Annotated in this window: 17 protein-coding genes; 4 read left to right on the top strand and 13 right to left on the bottom strand. The window is 66.6% G+C overall.

What is annotated here, in order from left to right:
* The 4 genes from JJB11_RS13460 to JJB11_RS13445 all read left to right on the top strand — a co-directional run bounded on the left by JJB11_RS13460 (position 1) and on the right by JJB11_RS13445 (position 3,952).
* Complete coding sequence (locus tag JJB11_RS13460) at positions 1–663, top strand: amino acid ABC transporter permease (RefSeq protein WP_201171912.1); 663 nt, start codon at positions 1–3, stop codon at positions 661–663.
* Positions 660–1,460 (top strand): amino acid ABC transporter permease, encoded by an 801-nt coding sequence (locus tag JJB11_RS13455; protein ID WP_201171909.1) that lies wholly within the window; start codon positions 660–662, stop codon positions 1,458–1,460. Before JJB11_RS13460 ends, JJB11_RS13455 begins: the two co-directional genes overlap by 4 nt.
* 147 nt (positions 1,461–1,607) lie before the next feature.
* Positions 1,608–1,859: a GlsB/YeaQ/YmgE family stress response membrane protein gene (locus JJB11_RS13450; RefSeq protein ID WP_201171907.1), complete on the top strand. Its 252-nt coding sequence runs from the start codon at positions 1,608–1,610 to the stop codon at positions 1,857–1,859.
* 191 nt (positions 1,860–2,050) lie between these two features.
* Complete coding sequence (locus tag JJB11_RS13445; protein WP_201964827.1) at positions 2,051–3,952, top strand: AI-2E family transporter; 1,902 nt, start codon at positions 2,051–2,053, stop codon at positions 3,950–3,952.
* 250 nt (positions 3,953–4,202) lie between these two features.
* On the opposite strand, the gene JJB11_RS13440 is transcribed toward JJB11_RS13445, so the two are convergent.
* From JJB11_RS13440 to JJB11_RS13380, 13 genes are all read right to left on the bottom strand, one after another.
* Positions 4,203–5,411 carry a glycoside hydrolase family 88 protein gene (locus tag JJB11_RS13440; protein WP_201171904.1) on the bottom strand — a complete coding sequence of 403 codons (1,209 nt, stop codon included), beginning with the start codon at positions 5,409–5,411 and terminating at the stop codon, positions 4,203–4,205.
* Positions 5,412–5,455: 44 nt separating this feature from the next.
* The gene (locus JJB11_RS13435; RefSeq protein WP_201964826.1) at positions 5,456–6,403 is read right to left on the bottom strand and encodes a helix-turn-helix domain-containing protein; all 948 of its coding nucleotides are present in this window, start codon (positions 6,401–6,403) and stop codon (positions 5,456–5,458) included.
* Positions 6,404–6,527: 124 nt separating this feature from the next.
* On the bottom strand, positions 6,528–7,721 hold the full coding sequence (locus JJB11_RS13430; protein ID WP_201171902.1) for a fumarylacetoacetate hydrolase family protein: 1,194 nt from the start codon (positions 7,719–7,721) through the stop codon (positions 6,528–6,530).
* A gap of 38 nt (positions 7,722–7,759) precedes the next feature.
* A complete protein-coding gene (locus tag JJB11_RS13425) occupies positions 7,760–8,173 on the bottom strand; it encodes a MaoC family dehydratase (protein WP_201964825.1) in 414 nt (137 codons plus the stop codon).
* 8 nt (positions 8,174–8,181) lie between these two features.
* On the bottom strand, positions 8,182–9,381 hold the full coding sequence (locus JJB11_RS13420; RefSeq protein ID WP_201171898.1) for a CaiB/BaiF CoA transferase family protein: 1,200 nt from the start codon (positions 9,379–9,381) through the stop codon (positions 8,182–8,184).
* 21 nt (positions 9,382–9,402) lie between these two features.
* On the bottom strand, positions 9,403–10,551 hold the full coding sequence (locus JJB11_RS13415) for an acyl-CoA dehydrogenase family protein (RefSeq protein WP_201171896.1): 1,149 nt from the start codon (positions 10,549–10,551) through the stop codon (positions 9,403–9,405).
* 8 nt (positions 10,552–10,559) lie between these two features.
* Positions 10,560–11,327, bottom strand: a complete 768-nt coding sequence (locus JJB11_RS13410; protein WP_201171888.1) for an enoyl-CoA hydratase-related protein — start codon at positions 11,325–11,327, stop codon at positions 10,560–10,562.
* 3 nt (positions 11,328–11,330) lie between these two features.
* Positions 11,331–11,756: a MaoC family dehydratase gene (locus tag JJB11_RS13405; protein WP_201964824.1), complete on the bottom strand. Its 426-nt coding sequence runs from the start codon at positions 11,754–11,756 to the stop codon at positions 11,331–11,333.
* Between the two features lies 1 nt (position 11,757).
* Entirely contained in the window at positions 11,758–13,029 is a 1,272-nt protein-coding gene (locus tag JJB11_RS13400; RefSeq protein ID WP_201171886.1) for a TRAP transporter large permease, read from the bottom strand.
* 9 nt (positions 13,030–13,038) lie between these two features.
* The gene (locus JJB11_RS13395; protein WP_201171884.1) at positions 13,039–13,575 is read right to left on the bottom strand and encodes a TRAP transporter small permease; all 537 of its coding nucleotides are present in this window, start codon (positions 13,573–13,575) and stop codon (positions 13,039–13,041) included.
* 21 nt (positions 13,576–13,596) lie between these two features.
* Positions 13,597–14,625: a TRAP transporter substrate-binding protein DctP gene (locus JJB11_RS13390; RefSeq protein WP_201964823.1), complete on the bottom strand. Its 1,029-nt coding sequence runs from the start codon at positions 14,623–14,625 to the stop codon at positions 13,597–13,599.
* A gap of 347 nt (positions 14,626–14,972) precedes the next feature.
* A complete protein-coding gene (locus JJB11_RS13385; RefSeq protein ID WP_201171881.1) occupies positions 14,973–15,530 on the bottom strand; it encodes a hypothetical protein in 558 nt (185 codons plus the stop codon).
* 388 nt (positions 15,531–15,918) lie between these two features.
* Positions 15,919–16,695, bottom strand: a complete 777-nt coding sequence (locus tag JJB11_RS13380) for an SDR family NAD(P)-dependent oxidoreductase (RefSeq protein ID WP_201964822.1) — start codon at positions 16,693–16,695, stop codon at positions 15,919–15,921.
* Between the last annotated feature and the right edge of the window lie 6 nt (positions 16,696–16,701).

Below are 16,701 nucleotides of genomic sequence, written 5' to 3'. Positions count from 1 at the left end.
ATGGGCAGTGTCTTGCGGCTCCTGGCCGACTACGGGCCGGCCTTCGGACAGGCCCTTTTGCTCACCTGGAAGCTCACGGCCCTGTCCTTCGTGGCCGGCTTCGCGCTGGGCATCGTCGTGACGGTCGCCCTGCTCCTGCCGCTGCGGCCGCTTCGTTTCGTGCTGACCGGCTACGTCGAGGTCTTCCGCAACATTCCGGGCGTCGCGCTGCTGATCTTCATCGTGTTCGCGCTGCCGGATCTCAAGGTCGTGATCGACTATGAGCCAAGCGTGATCCTGACCCTCGCGCTGGTGTGCTCCGCATTCACGGCGGACTATGTGCGCACGGGTATCAACACGGTCAATCGCGGCCAGGTCGAGGCCGCACGCAGCCTGGGCATGGGTCCCCTGGTCATCATCTCTTCGATTGTGTTGCCGCAGGCGCTGCGCTCGGTCGTGCAACCGATGACCTCCCTGCTCATCGCGCTGATGTTGTCGACTTCACTGGCATCCCAGGTCCCCCTCCCGGGCCGGGAACTCACGACGCTGGTGGCCAAGATCGCCAACGACTCCGCCGGCGGCATCTCCGCGTTCGCAGCGGCTGCTGCGATGTATCTGGCATCGGGCTTGCTCATCGCCTGGGCGGGCGCCACCCTGGACAGGAAGGTGCGGATCCTGCGATGAGCCGCACCCTGGAAGACATTCTCTTCGGCGACCTGAATCCCAAGGCGCAGGCCATCACCCGGGCCGTGAGCGTGACCGTCGCGGCGGCGCTGCTCGTGCTGGCCGCAGGGATCGTGGTCCGCTTCCATGCCGCGGGCCAGTTCGAAGGGCGGCTGTGGGAATTCTTCGCCTGGAAGACGACCTGGGTCTACCTGGGCAAGGGCCTGCTCGGAACGCTGGCATCGGCGGCAGCGGCGGCCGTCATCGCGCTGGTCGTCGGGCTGGTGCTCCTGGTAGGCCGCCTGTCGCGGCTGCGGCTCGCGCGCTGGCCGGCCATCGCGGTCATTGAATTCCTGCGTGGCGTGCCGACCCTGCTGCTCATTTATGTGTGTTTCCTGGTCCTCCCGTCGGCCGGAATCAAGATGAGTGCCTACTGGATGTTGACCTTGCCCGTGGGACTCAGCACCGCCGCCGTGGTGGCGGAGGTGTACCGCGCAGGCGTGCTCGCCGTTCCCCGCGGCCAGACGGATGCGGCGAGGGCCTTGGGTCTGAACGAAGCACGAGTCTTCGCCCATATCGTCTTTCCCCAGGCGCTGCGCTACATCGTCCCGGCACTCGTCGCGCAACTGGTCATCGTGGTCAAGGACACCACCTTCGGCTACGTCGTCACGTACGGCGAACTGATGCAAAACGCCAGGGTGCTGATCTCCAACTACCGCTCGCTCGTCCCCGTGTACCTTGCGGTGGCGATGCTGTACTGCTCGGTGAACTACGCCATTTCGAGGGCGAGCCGCCGGCTCGGCCGGCCGTTGCATTGACAACTTGCGCAACACGCTGCACGCGCGTGTGCGAAACCAGAAGCGCTTGCTGCGCCAAGAGGGAAGGAATCGAACTTCCTATGTACGCCAGTGCACCGACGTCTTGGATGTGCTGAGCTAGAGTGCTTTTCTTTCGCTACTCGTGGAATGCAAATGGATATTCTCTGGTTTCTGATTGTCGGCGTGATCGCTGGCTGGCTGGCCGGCGTGCTGGTCAAGGGCGGCGGGTTCGGAATTCTGGGCGACATGGTTGTCGGTGTCATCGGCGCAGTCCTAGGTGGCTTCCTTTTCACCAGGTTTGGCGTGTCCGCAGGCGGTGGTCTGTTGGGCAGCATCATCGTGGCCACGATCGGCGCGGTGATCCTGCTGGTGGTTCTTCGCCTGTTCAGGCGCCGGTAAGCTCTGGGGCGCCCGGTTGCGGCGTCGCACGCAACGCTGGCGGCACCACCCTCATGCCGCAGCCGCCACACGGCTATGCGGTACTCATACGCAGTCACAAGCCAGCCTCGATGCCGTGAGAAGACCTGCCGCCCTGCCGATCATGCAGGGCGAACAGCGCCTCGGAGGCATCGATCGCAGCATCACCTCCGTTGGCACTCCTCGCCCTGACGGGAATCTCATTGTTGCCGCACATTCCTCCATCGCCCGGTTCTCGCCCCGGGCGCATCGTCGCCGCCGCTTGCGTTCTGGCGATGCTCTACTTCGGCCGCGCATTCCTTGCGCCCCTCGCGCTGGCTGCCATTCTCAGCCTGGTGATCGCGCCACTCAAACGCAAGCTGGCGCGCATCGGCCTCGGGCATGCGGCGGGCGCACTGGTGTCGGTCGTGCTCGTGGGTGCCTCGCTGGCAGGAGTGGCCACGCTGCTGGCCTCCCAGTTGGTCACCATTGCCTCCGATCTGCCGCAGTACCAGGAAGCCGTTCGCGCCAAGCTGGAGGATGCAAGGGAACTCACGGTTCGTCCTCTCGAGCAGATCGAAACGGTGCTGCGCACGGTGCTGCCGCCGGCGCACCCGACAGCCGCCAGCAAGCCACGCGGACGCCGTGAACAGGCGGCGGCCGACCTGCAGACAGCCCCCGTCCGCAGCAGTGCGCCCACGACGGCAACCGAAGCAATCACATGGCTCTTCTCTTTCGTGTGGGGACCGGTAGGCCAGGCAGGCATCGTGCTGGTGCTGCTGGTCTTCATCCTGCTGGAGCATGAAGGTCTCCGCGACCGCGCGATCAGCCTTGCCGGCGAGGCCGAAGCAGGCAGGACGATGCGCGCGGTGGAAGATGCAGCCCAGGGCGTCTCCCGGTTCTTCCTTTCGCAGTTCGTGGTGAACGTGACCTTCGCCCTGGTGCTCGGCGCCGCGCTGTGGATCGTGGGCGTTCCGCACGCCGCCCTCTGGGGTGCGCTGGGGGGCCTGGCGCGGTTCGTCCCTTACGTCGGCGCCCTTGCCGCCGGCGCCGCCATCGCAGCCTTTGCCGCAGCCGTCGATCCGGGCTGGTCCCTCATGTTCTGGAGCGCGGGCCTGTTCGTGGGGCTGGAATCGGTCGCCGTGCACCTGGTGGAGCCCCGGGTGTATGGCCAAAGCAGCGGCCTGGCGCCCCTGGGCGTGATCGTCTCCGCGCTGTTCTGGGGCGCCCTCTGGGGTCCGTTGGGCCTCCTGCTGTCCACGCCGATGACGCTGTGCCTCGTGGTGGCAGGACGCCACGTGCGCGCACTGGAGCCGATTTCCATCCTTTTTGGCGAGGCGCCCGGCCTCACGGCTGGATTGCGGTTGTACCAGCGCGCACTCTCCGGCGAACCGGGTGAGATCGTTGCAGCCGCCCGGGTCTACCTGCGGCGCAGCAACTTCGCCCGTTATTGCGACCAGATCCTGCTGCCTGGGCTGGCCCTTGCCGCGGCCGACTTCCGGGCCGGCCGCATCGGCAGCGAGCAGCAGGATCGCATCCGGCAGACCATCGCGGCAGTCGCGCAATCCCTCAGCGTGGTGAAGCGGCAGGAGGGCGCCAGCCGCAAGCGCCGATCGATTTCGCTCCTGGAAGCGAACGTGGGGGCGCACCTGCGCGCCATGCGGGACCAGGGACTCGGTCGCTGGCAGCGAGCGCAGCCGCTGCGTGCCGCCCCGGTCGTCCTCTGTGCGGGGCTCGGAACCACGCGGGACGACGTGCTCACGCAGTTGCTGGTGCAGGCGCTCCGCGACGAAGGCATCCAGGCCGCCAGCCTGTCGCTCGGCCGAACGCCCGACGCACCGCACGAGGGCAAGTCGGACCCTTTTTCGACGGTGTTCCTCGTCTACCCCCTGGAGGAAACTCAAGACGCTTGGCAAGCGGCCGCTAAGGACGTATGCGCCGCATTTCCGAAGGCCATGCTGCTGACCATCAAGCTTCCCCTCGAAGAGGGCGTGGCGGACGAAGCCGTGGTGCAAGGACATGTTGACCTCCTCGTCCGGTCGTTCTCGGAAGCTGTCGCGTTCGAGCTCGGAGGTCGGCTGGAAGCCGCAGACTGACGGTCAGGCATGGCCCCTCTGGCCGGAAGCACATGTCGGCTGGCCGCTAACGCGCGGACAGCAACTTGCCCCCCGCACGATTTCAGCTTGCCAAAGGTCAACCGCCCGCAATGCGTGCGAGCAGGAGGCGCGTGAGTTCCTCGGGCCGGTTGCTGGCGACGCCGGTGGCGATTTCGGCGTAGTGCGATGCCTTCGATGAACGACGGCGCGCCGCGCAACGCCCAAGAGCACAACCGGAGAAGCGCGACCGTTACGCGATCTCTTCGCAGTGTTCCGGGCGCAAGCCGCCCGGCAGCGCCACGCGGCTCAACGCCTCGACGAAGAAGAAGTCGCCGAACATCGTCGCGCTGTCCACGCCTTCGTTGTGCGGGCGGGAATAGCAGGAGTGCTTCAGCGCGCCGCGGTGCGCGTCTTCGGAGGCGAAAGCCTCGCGGCACAAACCTTCGAGCATTTCGCACCCGCGCAAGCCCCAGCGCTCGCCGGCGGCGGCATCGGGGTGGATGCGGCCCATCTCGATCAACGCGGAGGCGACGACGGCCGCAGCGGCCGTGTCCAGGATCTTCGCATCCTCGCCCGTGGCGTCGAAGTCGTACGGAGGAATCTGGCGGTTACCCAGGCGCATCAGGTAGTAATCCGCGAGCTGCTCGGCCAGTCGCAGGTACTCCGCCTTGCCGGTCTCGCGCGCCGAGATCACGTAGCCGTAGATCGCCCAGCCCTGGCCACGCGACCAGGCGGACTCGTCGGCGAAGCCCTGAAACGTGTAGCCGCGCACCCGCTCGCCAGTGACCGTGTCGTACTCCACTGCGTGATAGGTGGACTTGTCGGCGCGGATGAAGCCCTTGGCCGTCATCTGCGCGTGCGCCTCGGCGGCGAGCTGGTAGCTGGCATCGCCGCTGTACCGGCTTGCCCAGTACAGCAGCGGCAGGTTGGCCATGGTGTCGATCGCGGAGCTGCAGCGCGCGCGGTCATCCGACAGCGGCCCCCAGGACGCGAGATAGCTGCCGGAGCGGGTGTTGACGATGCGCGCCCGCAGCTTGTCGGCGGCCTGCAGGGCGATGTCCGCGTACCAGGAGTCACCGGTCACATGGTAGGCCGGGATGGCGCTGCTGTCGAAGATGAAGCCGATGTCGTGGGTGTTCGTATCGCTCGCGCGCTGCGCGACGAGGCGCATGCGCTCGCGCATCCAGCCCAGGTAACGCTTGTCCTCGGTGCGGAGGTAGGAAGCGCAAAGCAGGCCCACCCAGAAGCCGCAGAACCAGTTGCCGTGGCTCCAGGCCTTGCCGCTGTATCCGGCCGAGAGCGAGGCGGGCAGCGTGACCCAGCTGCCGTCCGGTGCGGTGAGCTGGGGGAAGTCGACGCCGATGGCCTTCTCGTCCTGCGCGACCTTTGTGGCGATGCGCGCCAGGGTGTCGGAAAACAGCTTCTGCTGCTGCGTCGAAGCGGGGATGGTGCGGCTCATGGGTCTCCTGCGGGCGTTGTGCACCCGATGCTAGGAGCGCGCACCTACGAGTCGTTAGGACGAACTGCCGGAGTTCTTGGACTTTCCGTGTGGAGGTTGGCCAGCGCCTGCCGGTAGTCCTGGGGCGAGCGGCCGGTGTGCTTCTTGAATGCGCGGCTGAAGTAGGCCGGGTCCTCGAAGGCGAGCTGGTCGGCGATCTGCGACACCGGCACTGCCGAGTGGAGGAGCAGGCTCTTGGCCTCCAGCATCACGCGGTCGCGGATCAGCTTGTTGGCGGTGGCGCCGAGAGCGCGGCGCGTCGCCTCGCTCAGCGCCCGCTCGGTCACGCGCAGCATGCGCGCGTATTCGGCTGCGTCGCCGACGCTGCGGAAATGCTGCTCCAGCAGGGCCTTGAAGCGCCGCGTGAGCATCAGCGCGCGCATGGCGGGTTCGGCGCACGCCACCGGCTCCGCGAAGCGGGAGGCCTTGATCAGGAAGATGGCGAGATAGGAGCGCAGCACGTCCTCGTAGCCGCCCTCCTCTGCTTCGTACTCCGCGGCGATATCGTCGATCACGGGCCGCAGAGAAACGGCCTGTTGCTGCGTCATGTACACCGCGGCGATCGGGCTCTCCGGCTTGTACACCGGGATCTCGTGCAGGATCTTCTTGTTCTGCAGCTGCAGCGAGAAGAACTCGGAGCTGAAGTTGATCGTGTAGCCGGTGGCGTCTTCCGACAGCTGGAAGTCGTGCACCTGTCCCGGCGACATGAAGAACAAGGTGTCGGGCTTCACCTCGTAGCGTTCGGAATCGATGATGTGATGGCCGCTGCCATGCGCGACCCACACCACGTGGAAGAAGTCGTGGCGGTGCGGGTAAGGCAGCAGCGACATCCGTTTTTCAAGCCGGGCGAAATCGAAATGGTGCGAGCGGACCGACTCGCCGAAGGCGCCGATCCGGAATACCGGAAACTGGCAGCAGGTGGGGCTCAGCACGGGCGGGGGGATGGCCTGCAAAGCAGGCTCATGGGTACGGCCAGCCGCGAGCGGCGAAGCGCTTCGCCCGCAGCGCCACCGTGTGGCAGCGCTTCCTGATAGAAGGCTGACAGGAGCAAAAGTTCCCCCATGGCCCCATTTTGTCTTACAGCGCCCCGTTCACGAGGCCGCGAGCGGCCAGGCTGGCGAAAAGCGCACGCACACCGAAGTTCCACGGCGCAATGCGGTCGCTGGTGTTGACGCGGTTGCGAAGCGTGCCGAGGCGGTCGCTGCGGATCGTGACCACGTCGCCCACATGGTGGGTGAAGCCGCGGCCGGGCGCGTCGCGGTCCTGCACCGGCGCGAACAGCGTGCCCAGGAACAGCATGAAGCCGTCCGGGTACTGGTGGTTTGCGCCGATGGTCTGCTGCACCAGGTCGAGCGGGTCGCGACTGATCTCGCGCATGGTGCTGGCCCCACGCAGCACGAAGCCGTCGGCGCCTTCAACCACCAGTTCGATGTCTTCGCGCCGGAGGTCGTCCAGCGTGAAGGTGTCATCGAGCAGGCGGATGAACGGGCCGATCGCGCAGGACGCGTTGTTGTCCTTTGCCTTGCTGAGCAGGAGGGCGCTGCGCCCCTCGAAGTCGCGCAGGTTGACGTCGTTGCCCAGCGTCGCCCCGCGGATGCGGCCGCGGCTGTCGACCGCCAGCACCACCTCGGGCTCGGGGTTGTTCCAGGCCGATTCCGGATGGATGCCGATCTCGGCGCCGGTGCCCACGGAAGACAGCACGGGAACCTTGGTGAAGACTTCGGCGTCGGGGCCGATGCCCACCTCCAGGTACTGCGACCACATGCCCTGCCGTACCAGCAGCGACTTGAGTTCCTGCGCGCCGGGCGAGCCGGGTTCGATGGCGCGCAGGTCGGTACCGATCGCTTTCTCCACTTCGCTGCGAATCGCTTCGGCCTTGCGCAGGTCGCCGCCGGCGCGCTCTTCGATCACGCGTTCCAGCAGGCTGGAGGCGAACGTCACGCCGGCGGCCTTGACGACCTGCAGGTCGCAAGGCGCGAGCAGGTGCGCGGCGGCGGACGAGGGGCCGGCAGCCGTGGCAGCCAGCAGTTGCTGCAGGCTGCCGACGTGCTCGCCGGGGGCGCCGCGCACCACCTGCACGGCGTCGTCGCGTTCCAGCAGGCTGGCCATGGTGGGGGCGTGCTGGCTGATGTCGTACACGCCGTCGGCGCGAATCGCCACCACGGCGGGGCCCGGCACGGCGCCAGTCAGCCAGGCGCGTGCGGCCAGGCAGCCGGCATGATCGTCCACGGGCAGGAAATCGGTGCGGCTCAGGTTCAGGGACGGGTTCATGGTTCGCTTTCTTTCGAGGAGTCAGGGGCGAACGCCGCTCAGGCGAAGCGCAGCTCTTTCAGCGCCGAAAGGCCCGCCAGCACCTTTTCCCCGGTCTGCCTGCTCACCACGGTGTCGAGAATCAGGACGCGCTTTGCGTCCTTCTTTCCCACCACGGTGACTTGCACGTTGAGCGTGTCCCCGATGAACACCGGGCCGAGGAACTTGAGCTCCTGGCCCACGTAGGCGAACCCCGGCCCCGTGAGCTGCGTATGCGTGGTGGACACCAGCGCTCCGGTGAGCAGCCCGTGCACGACGCGCCGCTTGAACGGCGTGCGTGCCGCGAACTCCTCGTCCATGTGCAGCGGGTTGAGGTCACCCGAGAGCTTGCCGAAGGCGTCGACGTCGCTCGCGGTGATGGTCCGCTCGAGGCAGTGCTTGCGCCCCACCTGCACATCGTCGAAAGTCAGCATGTTCGCGCTCATGCCTGCGCCTTTTCGGCTGCAGCGATCGCGACGCGCTCGGACAGCAGCGCATCGATCTCGCCGGCGCTGTAGCCGGCCTCCGCCAGCACCTCGCGCGTGTGCTCGCCCAATTGCGGCGGCTGCCGGCGCAGGGCGGGAGCCTTGCCGTTGTAGCGCACGGGATGGGCCATCAGCCGCACCGGACCGGCTTGCGGATGATCGATCTCCATGACCACGCCGTTGTGCCTGACCTGCGGATCGTCGGCCACCTGCTCGTAGTCGTTGACCGGTGCGTACCAGATGTCCTGCTGGTCGAACAGTTGCATCACGGCTGCCGTGGTGCGAGCCCGCACGGCCTTGCTCACCAGCTGGTGGATCTCATCGCGCTTGCGCACCGTATCCTTGGGATCGTCGAAGGCGGCGAGTTCCGGGCTGTCGAAGGCCGCAGCCAGCTTGGCGGTGGTGGTCAGCGAGATCGCGATCCAGCCATCGGCCGTGCGGTACACGCCATAGGGCGCCGGATGGAAGCGCGAGCCCATGGCCGGACTGCTGCGTTTCCACAGGGGGCCCTTGTTCAGGAAATAGGTGAAGGGTTCGATCTGCAGGTCCAGGGCCGCGTTCAGCAGGTTGCTTTCCACCATGCAGCCCTCGCGGGTGCGATCGCGCTGGTGCAGCGCGGCGAGAACGCCGAAGGCGGCGAGCGCGGCCGCGTGCTGGTCCACGACCGCGGAGCCGACCGGCGTCGGCGCGGACTCGCCATCGCCGGAGAGCATGGCCATGCCGCTCATGGCCTGCAGCAGCAGGTCCTGGCCGGGGCGCTTCTGGTAGGGCCCGGTGGAACCATAGCCCGTGCAGGAGCAGTAGACGATCCGCGGATTGAGCTTGCGGCAGTCCTCGTAGCCGAAGCCAAGCTTGGCCAGCACGCCGGGGCGGTAGTTCTCCACCAGCACGTCCGCCTCGCGCACGAGGCGACGCACGACTTCCCTGGCCTTCTCGTTGCGCAGATCGAGCTGGATCGCCCGCTGGTTGCGGTTGCCCAGCAGAAAGAAGACGGACACGCCTTCCTGGAACGCATCGAAGCCGGCCCAGCCGCGCTCGAACGCGCCCTGCGGCGGCTCGATCTTGACCACGTCGGCGCCGACGTCGGCCAGCATCTGCACGGCCGACGGCCCCTGCAGGAAGTGGGTGAAACTCAGGACCTTGATACCTTGAAGCATGGAACTTCCCTGTGACCGGTGTTATTGCGCGAGCAGCTCGCGAGAGATGATCATTCGCTGGATCTCGGAGGTGCCCTCGACGATTTCCAGCACCTTGGCATCGCCGAAGGCGCGTGCCACGGGGTACTCGCTGATGATTCCGTAGCCGCCGTGGATCTGGATGGCCTGGTGCGCAGCCTCCATCGCCCGCTCGGTGGCGAACAGCTTGGCCATGGACGCTTGCTGGTCGAAGCGCTGGCCGGCGTCCTTGGCCGCCGCAGCGTCGTACAGCATCAGCCGCGCGGCGTGCGCGTGCGTGGCCATGTCGGCCAGCTTGAACTGAAGTGCCTGGAAATCGGTGAGCGGCTTGCCGAACGCAGTGCGCTCCTTCATGTAGGCGCGCGAGCGGTCCAGCGATCCCTGCAGGATGCCCAGCGCCAACGCGCCGATCAGGATCCGGCCGGTGCTGATCTGCGCCAGCGTCTGGCGCAGGCCGTGGCCACGCGTGCCGAGCAGGTTGGCCGCCGGAATCTTGCAGCGGTCGAAATGCAGCTCGCAGGTGCTGGACGCCCGCCAGCCGATCTTCGTGAGCTTGCGGCCGGTGCTGAAGCCCGGCGTGCCCGCAGGCACGATGAAGTTGGAGATCTCCTTGCGCCCATCCTCTCGCGTCCCCGTGACCGCAGCAATCACCACGGGCCCGCTGATCTCGGTGCCGGAGTTGCTGATGAAGGTCTTGGCACCGGTGATGATCCAGTGGTCTCCGTCCTGCACCGCGCGGGTGGCGATGTTGGCGGCGTCCGAGCCCGCATTGGGTTCGGTCAGGCCGATCGAGCCGATGCGCTGTCCGTTCAGGATCGGACGCAGGAACGCCTGCTTTTGCGCTTCGCTGCCGTAGTTGGACAGCAGGCTCGCAACCGAGGAATTCGCCATCAGCGAATTGGCCACCGCGCAGTCCACGCGCGCGAGTTCCTCCAGCACGATCACGAACGACAACCAGGAGCCACCGCCGCCGTCGTAGGCCTCGGGATAAGGCAGTCCGGTGAAGCCCAGCTGGGCCGAACGCTTCCAGATCTCGTAGGGGAAGGCTTGCTGCTCCCAGAGCTGCTCCGAGACCGGTGCGATCTCCTTTTCCGCGAAGCGCCGGACGGCCTCGCGCATCATTCCGTGTTCTTCGTTCAGCCAATGGGCCATGGCAGTACTCACTTGTCCAGGAATTTGCGGAAGCTCTCGCGTGCGTGCGGGGTCCCGAAGTTGAGGGCATAGCCGGCCGCCTCGAAATCGAGGCCGGCCGACAAGGGCAGTTCGGCGGCGCGGTTGACGGCCCGCTTGGCCATCTCCAGCGCGAAGGGGTGATGGCGCACGAGCGACTCGGCGAAAGCGAGCGTCTCGTTGCGCAGTTGCTCGAGTGGCACCACTCGGGTGATGAAGCCGAACTCGCGGCACTCCTCGACGCGGTAGTGGCGACCCGTGAGCACCATCTCCTTCGCGTGCGCCAGGCCCATCTTCTTCACCGCGAGCTGGGTGCCGCCCCAGCCGGGCATCGTGTTGAGCGTGATCTCCGGGAAGCCGAACTTCGCCGTGGCCGATGCCACGATGAAGTCGCAGGCCAGCGCCAGCTCGAAGCCGCCGCCCAGCGCATAGCCGTTGACCATGGCGATCGTCGGCTTCGCGAACTCGTGCAGGCGCTGCATCAGCCGTTGGCCGGCGAGCATGTCGCGGTAGGCCGCGACGCTGTCCATTCCGGCGAGCGCCTGCACGTCGTTGCCGGCCACGAAAGACTTGCTGCCCGCGCCGGTGACCACGAGGGCCGCGACGTCGGCATCGGCGTCGGCCCGGTCCAGCGCGTCCTGCAGTTCGGCGATGAGCCCGGGCGCGAACGCGTTGTGCTTGTCCGGTCGATTGATGGTCAGCCAGCGGATGCGGCCGGCCTGCTCCTGCAGCAGGCGGGGAGGCGATGCGGGCGTCACGGCCTACAGCACCTTCAGGTAGGTCTGACCCTGGGCCACGACCTTGCCGTCCTGGTTGGTCACGCTGGCGGCGAACACGCAGGTGTTGCGCTCCTCGTCCTTGCGCTCCAGCACCAGCCTGGCCGTGACCGTGTCGCCCATGTACACCGGCGCAGTGAACGTGATGTCGTAGCGATAGGACACGGCGCCCGGATTGGGCGCCTTGGCGGCCATGTAGCCCATGACGGTTGCCAGGAAGCCGACCGAGAGCGCGCCCTGCGCAATGCGGCGCTCGAAGCGCGTCTTCTTGGCGTACTCCTCGTTCACGTGCACGCCGTAGAAGTCGCCGACGATGCCGGCGAAGCCGTACACGTCGAAGTCGGTCACCGTCTTCGCGAATTCGGCGTGGTCGCCGACCGCGTACAGGTCCATGTGGGGTCGTTTTGCCATGTCAGTGCATGCCCATGAGGTTGGGCAGGAATCGGGGGATGGAAGGGAAGGCGACGATCAGCGCCAGGTCCAGGACCAGCGCCGCGATGAAGGGCAGGATGGCCCGCGTGGCTTTTTCGACGGAGACGCCTCCGATGGAAGCGGCCGTGAACAGGCAGAACCCGATCGGCGGCAGGTTGATGCCGATCGCGGAGTTGATCAGCACGATCACGCCGAACACGACGGGATCGATGCCCATGTGGCTCACCAGCGGCATGAAGACCGGGATCACCACGACGATGCTCGAGATCGTTTCGAGCACAGTGTGCGCGCAGATCAGGAACAGGTTGATCAGGATCAACAGGACGATCGCGCTCGCCGTGAGGGTGAGGAAGTTGGCCGCGACCGTGGCCGGGATCTGCGCCTCGATCATGTAGCGGCCCAGCACGAACGCAAGACCGAGCAGGAACGACACGCGCGTTGTGTTGACGGCGGTCTTGGTCAGGATGTCCTTGAAGTGCGACAAGGTGAGCGTCTTGAACACGAACGCACTGACCAGCGTCACGTACACGGCCGCGACGACGCCGGCTTCGACCGGCGTGAAGATCCCGCCCAGGATGCCGCCGAGAATGATCAGCGGCGTCAGCAGCGCGAGGAACGCCTGCTTGAACGTCGCCCAGAGCTCCGTCCAGGAGAAGGGCACCACGGCGGTGTAATTGCGGCGCACGGCCACCCCGTAGTTCACCGCCATGAAGGAGATCACCACCAGCAGCATCGGGATGATGCCGGCGACGAACATCGTGCCGACGGACACGTTGGCGGTGTAGGCGTACACGAGCATGCTCATGGAGACCGGCGACAGCAGCCCCAGCGAGCCGGCCGCGGACTGCAAGGCCACGGCGAAGGGCGCGGCGTAACCCTTCCTCACCATCCCGGGGATCATCACCGAGCCGATCGCCGCCGTGTCCGCAGTGGCGGACCCCGAGAGGTCGGCGAAGAACATGCTGGCCACGATCGTCACGTGGCCGATCCCGCCGCGCATGAAGCCGACCAGCGCCTGAGAGAAATCGATGATGCGCTTGGAGACGCCCCCCGAATCCATGATGGCGCCGGTCAGCATGAAGAACGGGATCGCCAGCAGGCTGAAGTTGTTCAGGTTCGCGAACAACTGCTGGGGGATGACCAGCAGCGGGGTCGAGTTGAATGCGAGTGCCAGGGTGGCTGCAAGGCCGATGCACACCGCAACGGGAACGCCGAGGCCGATGAGCAAGGCGCCCATGCCGAGTGACCACATGATTGGCTCCTAGATGTGTTCGGGAACGAAGCCGGCGCCGGCGACACTGGCGTCGCGCGCACCCGGAGCAAGGTGGCCGACGGCGATGCGCACCAGCGAATGCCAGATCAGCAGTGCGCCGCCGACGGGAATCGACAGGTAGGGATAGACCATCGAGATGGGCAGCGACGACGCGGTCTCCGCCCCCATCAGGGTGATCATGTCGCTGCCGTAGACCACCAGGATCGCGCCCAGGACGGCGATCGCGGCGTCGGTGAAGTCGCCGACGACGGCACGGGCCAGGGTGGGAAGCCGGTCGGGGATCACCCGCACCTCCGGGTGGGCGCGCAGCTTCACGCCGGCAGCCGCTCCGAGGCACGTGAGCCACACGAACAGGTAGGAGTCGAACTCCTCCGACCACGACAGCGAGGCGTGCAGGACGAAGCGGCAGAACACTCCGAGCGCCGCCACCGCGACCATGGCGGTGAGCAGCGAGCCGCACACGACGAGCGTTGCCTTGAGCACCACGTCATCCAGGCGGGCGAGCAAGCGGGCCAGTTTTTCCATGATTCGCGCGGCTCGCTGGCTTTACCTGGCGGCGGCTGCCTTCGCAGCCATGATTTCCTTGTAGTTCGCCGGGCCGTCCGGGATCCTGGCAAGGATCTCGTTGCGCGCGGCCGCGGTCCTGGCACTCCACTGCGTCGTGTCGAGCACCTTCACCTCGACGCCGCGCTTCTTCATTTGCGCCAGCGCGTCGTCATATTGGCGGTGGTATTCCTTGAGGTCGAACTGCGCCGCTTGCTGGGCCGATTCGCGCACCGCCTTCTGCTGCTCGGGGTTGAGCTTGTTCCAGGTGGTCTTGCTGATCGCCATCACGACCGGCAGGTAGTTCACGTGCGTGATGTAGTAGTGCTTGGCGACGTCCGCGAACTTGTCCTGCATGAACTGCTCGGGCGAGGTGTCGGCCCCATCGACCAGGCCCTGCGACAGCGCGAGGAACAGCTGGTTGTAGGCCAGCGGCGTGGGGTTCGCGCCCAGAGCCTTGTAGCCGGCCAGGTAGCCGGGGCTCTGCATCACGCGGACCTTCAGGTCCTTCAGGTCATTGACGTTGTCCACCGGCTTCTTCGCCGTGAACAGGTTGCGTTCACCGACGGAGATCCACGCCAGGCCCACCATGTTGGCCGGCTCCATCATGTCCAGGAACTTGCGGCCGACCGGCCCCTGCAGCACGTGGTTCGCTTCGTCGATGCTGTTGAACAGGTAGGGGATGTCGAAGATCTCCCACTGCTTGATCGTGTTCACCACGGCGGCCTGCGCCGACAGCATCATGTCCTGCGTACCGGTGCGCAGCGCCTGCGTCATCTGCACCTCGCCACCCAGCTGCGACTGCGGAAACACCTGGACTTCGACCTTGCCCCCGGTCTTCTGCTTGACGAGGCGGGCGAATTCGAGCGCGGTGAGCTGGTAGTGGTTTTCCGGCGCCAGGGTGTGGCCCAGCTTCATCACGATCTTGTCGCCGTTGCCTTGCGCGGCAGCCCCGCCGCTGGCGACAGCCACCATGAGGCCGCACGCGGCGGCAGCCAGCATCGACTTGTTCAGAGAGAAAAGGGACTTCACGTGGTCTCCAGAGAAAGTTGTGGGGTGTCCTCGCATGTGCCGGCGGGCCGGGCTGCGAGTGGGGCCAAGTATTCGTGGGGGGCACGGAGTCCGGTTAGGACGATGCGCAGGAGTTCTTGGACTTTTCTGCGCGTGCGGGGGTTAACCCGAGGCAGCAAGCTCTGCGACTTTCATGAAATTGCCGCCCGTAGAACTACGCGAGCTGCCTGCGCGCGGTCGAGGAAACCACGAGGGCTGCTCCGGGCGGAAGCAGACGTCAGCGCCGGCGGACTCTTGATCCGTAGGTCGCAGGTTCGAATCCTCAGGACCCACCATGCGCGCCGCCAGCAGCCGTCTTACCCTCCTGGTTAGAACTCGATCGAGAGGTGGAGGACGCTCGCTGCCTTGGGGTCGAACTTCGGAAGAAGAGTCAGCCGGTAGTGCTTGAACAGGCACAGGCTGGGGATCAGCATGGGCGTGGTGCCCTTGGAATACCCGGTGACCACCCCCACGGTCAGCGCCGCCCCGCAGACCGAGCGGGCCCAGGTCCAGCCGGCGTAGATGCTGTCCCGCCACTCGCTATTGCGATACCCCCCAACGGTAATGCCGTTGGACCAGCGCAAGTAGACGCCGGGGTTGACGTCATTCCAGCGGCTGCCGTATCTGTCACGCGCGGGCGAGTGCAGCGAGGCGAGGTGGATACCGAGTCGGGGAAAGGCGAAGGACGGGGTGGAACCGTCGGCATGCGGATCGGTCGCGATGCTCGCTTCCGGCTGGACTTGAGTGCCTTCGTCGGGCCTGGCAGCGACTGGGAGCAAGGCCGCATGGGTGGGTCGGATGCGCAGGCCCTGCGCGTGGACTGCGGTCGTGGCGGTCACCAGGACAGCGGCGGCCACACGGACAAGGGGGAAGATCAACCGGTTCATACACTGCTTCAGCGGGCTTGCGATGGAAGCACTCAGCTTGAAGCAGTCGTAAGTGTGCAATCGAGAGAACACCCCTCGTGACGCATCGCTGTTCGCGCAATTGCCCGCGGGACGTGAGCGCGGTTGTTCTTCGGAGTTCTCCGTCGTGCAAGACAGCGGTCAGGTGCCGCAGGCGGTGGGGGTTCGGACGGTCACGCCCGGATTTTGCCTCCGCAAGACGTTCCATGAGGGGCGGGTGTACCAGGGTTGCAGTCGGTTCGCGTCCAATGCAGTTCGGCGCGACCCGTGGGCGTCGAAGGGCTTGCGTCCTGAGCGCACTCGTCAAGGGCGGAGCTCCGCCTCGCACTCGATGATGAGCGGCGCGTCGAGCGCCAGCTGCACGCGTCAGCTATTGCGCCAGGAACCCGCCGTCCACCGCCAACACGTGGCCGGTCACCATGGCCGACGCGGGACTGGCCAGGAACAGGATCGCGTTGGCCACCTCGTTGGGGTGCGCGAGCCGGCCGAGCGGCGTCATCTGGCGGATGCGCTCCATGAGGGCGGGGTCGGCCTTCAAGGGGCCGATGAATTCGGTATCGACCCACGTCGGGGCGACGGCGTTCACGCGCACTCCGCGCCCCGCCCATTCGACGGCCAGCGCCCGGGTCATGTTCACCACCGCGCCCTTGGTCGCCTGGTAGGAGATGTTGGGGTAAAGGCCGCCACCGGAGAGGCCCATGATGGACGCCGTGTTGACCATGGCGCCGCCGCCGGCGCGCAGCATGTGCGTCGCTGCCGCTCGCGCGCACAGGAACACGCCGGTCATGTTGACGTCCACCACCCGCTGCCACTCCGCGAGCGACAGCTCCGTCGTGGGGCGGCGCAGCGCCATGCCGGCGTTGTTCACGAGCACGTCGATGCTGCCGTGCGAGGCCACCACCGCGTCGAACGCACGCGTCACGTCGTCTTCGGATGAAACGTCCAGTCGCAGCGCCGATGCGGCGGCGCCGAGCCGTGCCGCGGCCTCGCGGGCGGCAGCCTCATCGAGATCCAGCAAGACGACGCGGGCGCCGGCGGCCGTGAACAGGCTGGCGGTTGCATAACCGATTCCGCGCGCGCCGCCGGTGATGGCCGCCACGCGACCATCCAGTCGGAACGCGTCCATCAGCGATTTTTCCTGGCTCATGCTCGC

Origin of the sequence: Ramlibacter ginsenosidimutans, assembly GCF_016654015.1 — a bacterium.
Taxonomy (GTDB): domain Bacteria; phylum Pseudomonadota; class Gammaproteobacteria; order Burkholderiales; family Burkholderiaceae_C; genus Ramlibacter; species Ramlibacter ginsenosidimutans.
The sequence above is the reverse complement of the archived record's forward strand: the minus strand, read 5'-3'. Positions and strand labels throughout refer to the sequence as shown.

Bases quoted from the DNA above. Each gene is read 5' to 3' on its own strand.
- JJB11_RS13460 (WP_201171912.1), top strand. From the start codon at position 1: ATGGGCAGTGTCTTGCGGCTCCTGGCCGACTACGGGCCGGCCTTCGGA.
- JJB11_RS13455 (WP_201171909.1), top strand. From the start codon at position 660: ATGAGCCGCACCCTGGAAGACATTCTCTTCGGCGACCTGAATCCCAAG.
- JJB11_RS13450 (WP_201171907.1), top strand. From the start codon at position 1,608: ATGCAAATGGATATTCTCTGGTTTCTGATTGTCGGCGTGATCGCTGGC.
- JJB11_RS13440 (WP_201171904.1), bottom strand. From the start codon at position 5,411: ATGAGCCGCACCATCCCCGCTTCGACGCAGCAGCAGAAGCTGTTTTCC.
- JJB11_RS13430 (WP_201171902.1), bottom strand. From the start codon at position 7,721: ATGAACCCGTCCCTGAACCTGAGCCGCACCGATTTCCTGCCCGTGGAC.
- JJB11_RS13425 (WP_201964825.1), bottom strand. From the start codon at position 8,173: ATGCTGACTTTCGACGATGTGCAGGTGGGGCGCAAGCACTGCCTCGAG.
- JJB11_RS13420 (WP_201171898.1), bottom strand. From the start codon at position 9,381: ATGCTTCAAGGTATCAAGGTCCTGAGTTTCACCCACTTCCTGCAGGGG.
- JJB11_RS13415 (WP_201171896.1), bottom strand. From the start codon at position 10,551: ATGGCCCATTGGCTGAACGAAGAACACGGAATGATGCGCGAGGCCGTC.
- JJB11_RS13405 (WP_201964824.1), bottom strand. From the start codon at position 11,756: ATGGCAAAACGACCCCACATGGACCTGTACGCGGTCGGCGACCACGCC.
- JJB11_RS13400 (WP_201171886.1), bottom strand. From the start codon at position 13,029: ATGTGGTCACTCGGCATGGGCGCCTTGCTCATCGGCCTCGGCGTTCCC.
- JJB11_RS13395 (WP_201171884.1), bottom strand. From the start codon at position 13,575: ATGGAAAAACTGGCCCGCTTGCTCGCCCGCCTGGATGACGTGGTGCTC.
- JJB11_RS13385 (WP_201171881.1), bottom strand. From the start codon at position 15,530: ATGAACCGGTTGATCTTCCCCCTTGTCCGTGTGGCCGCCGCTGTCCTG.
- JJB11_RS13380 (WP_201964822.1), bottom strand. From the start codon at position 16,695: ATGAGCCAGGAAAAATCGCTGATGGACGCGTTCCGACTGGATGGTCGC.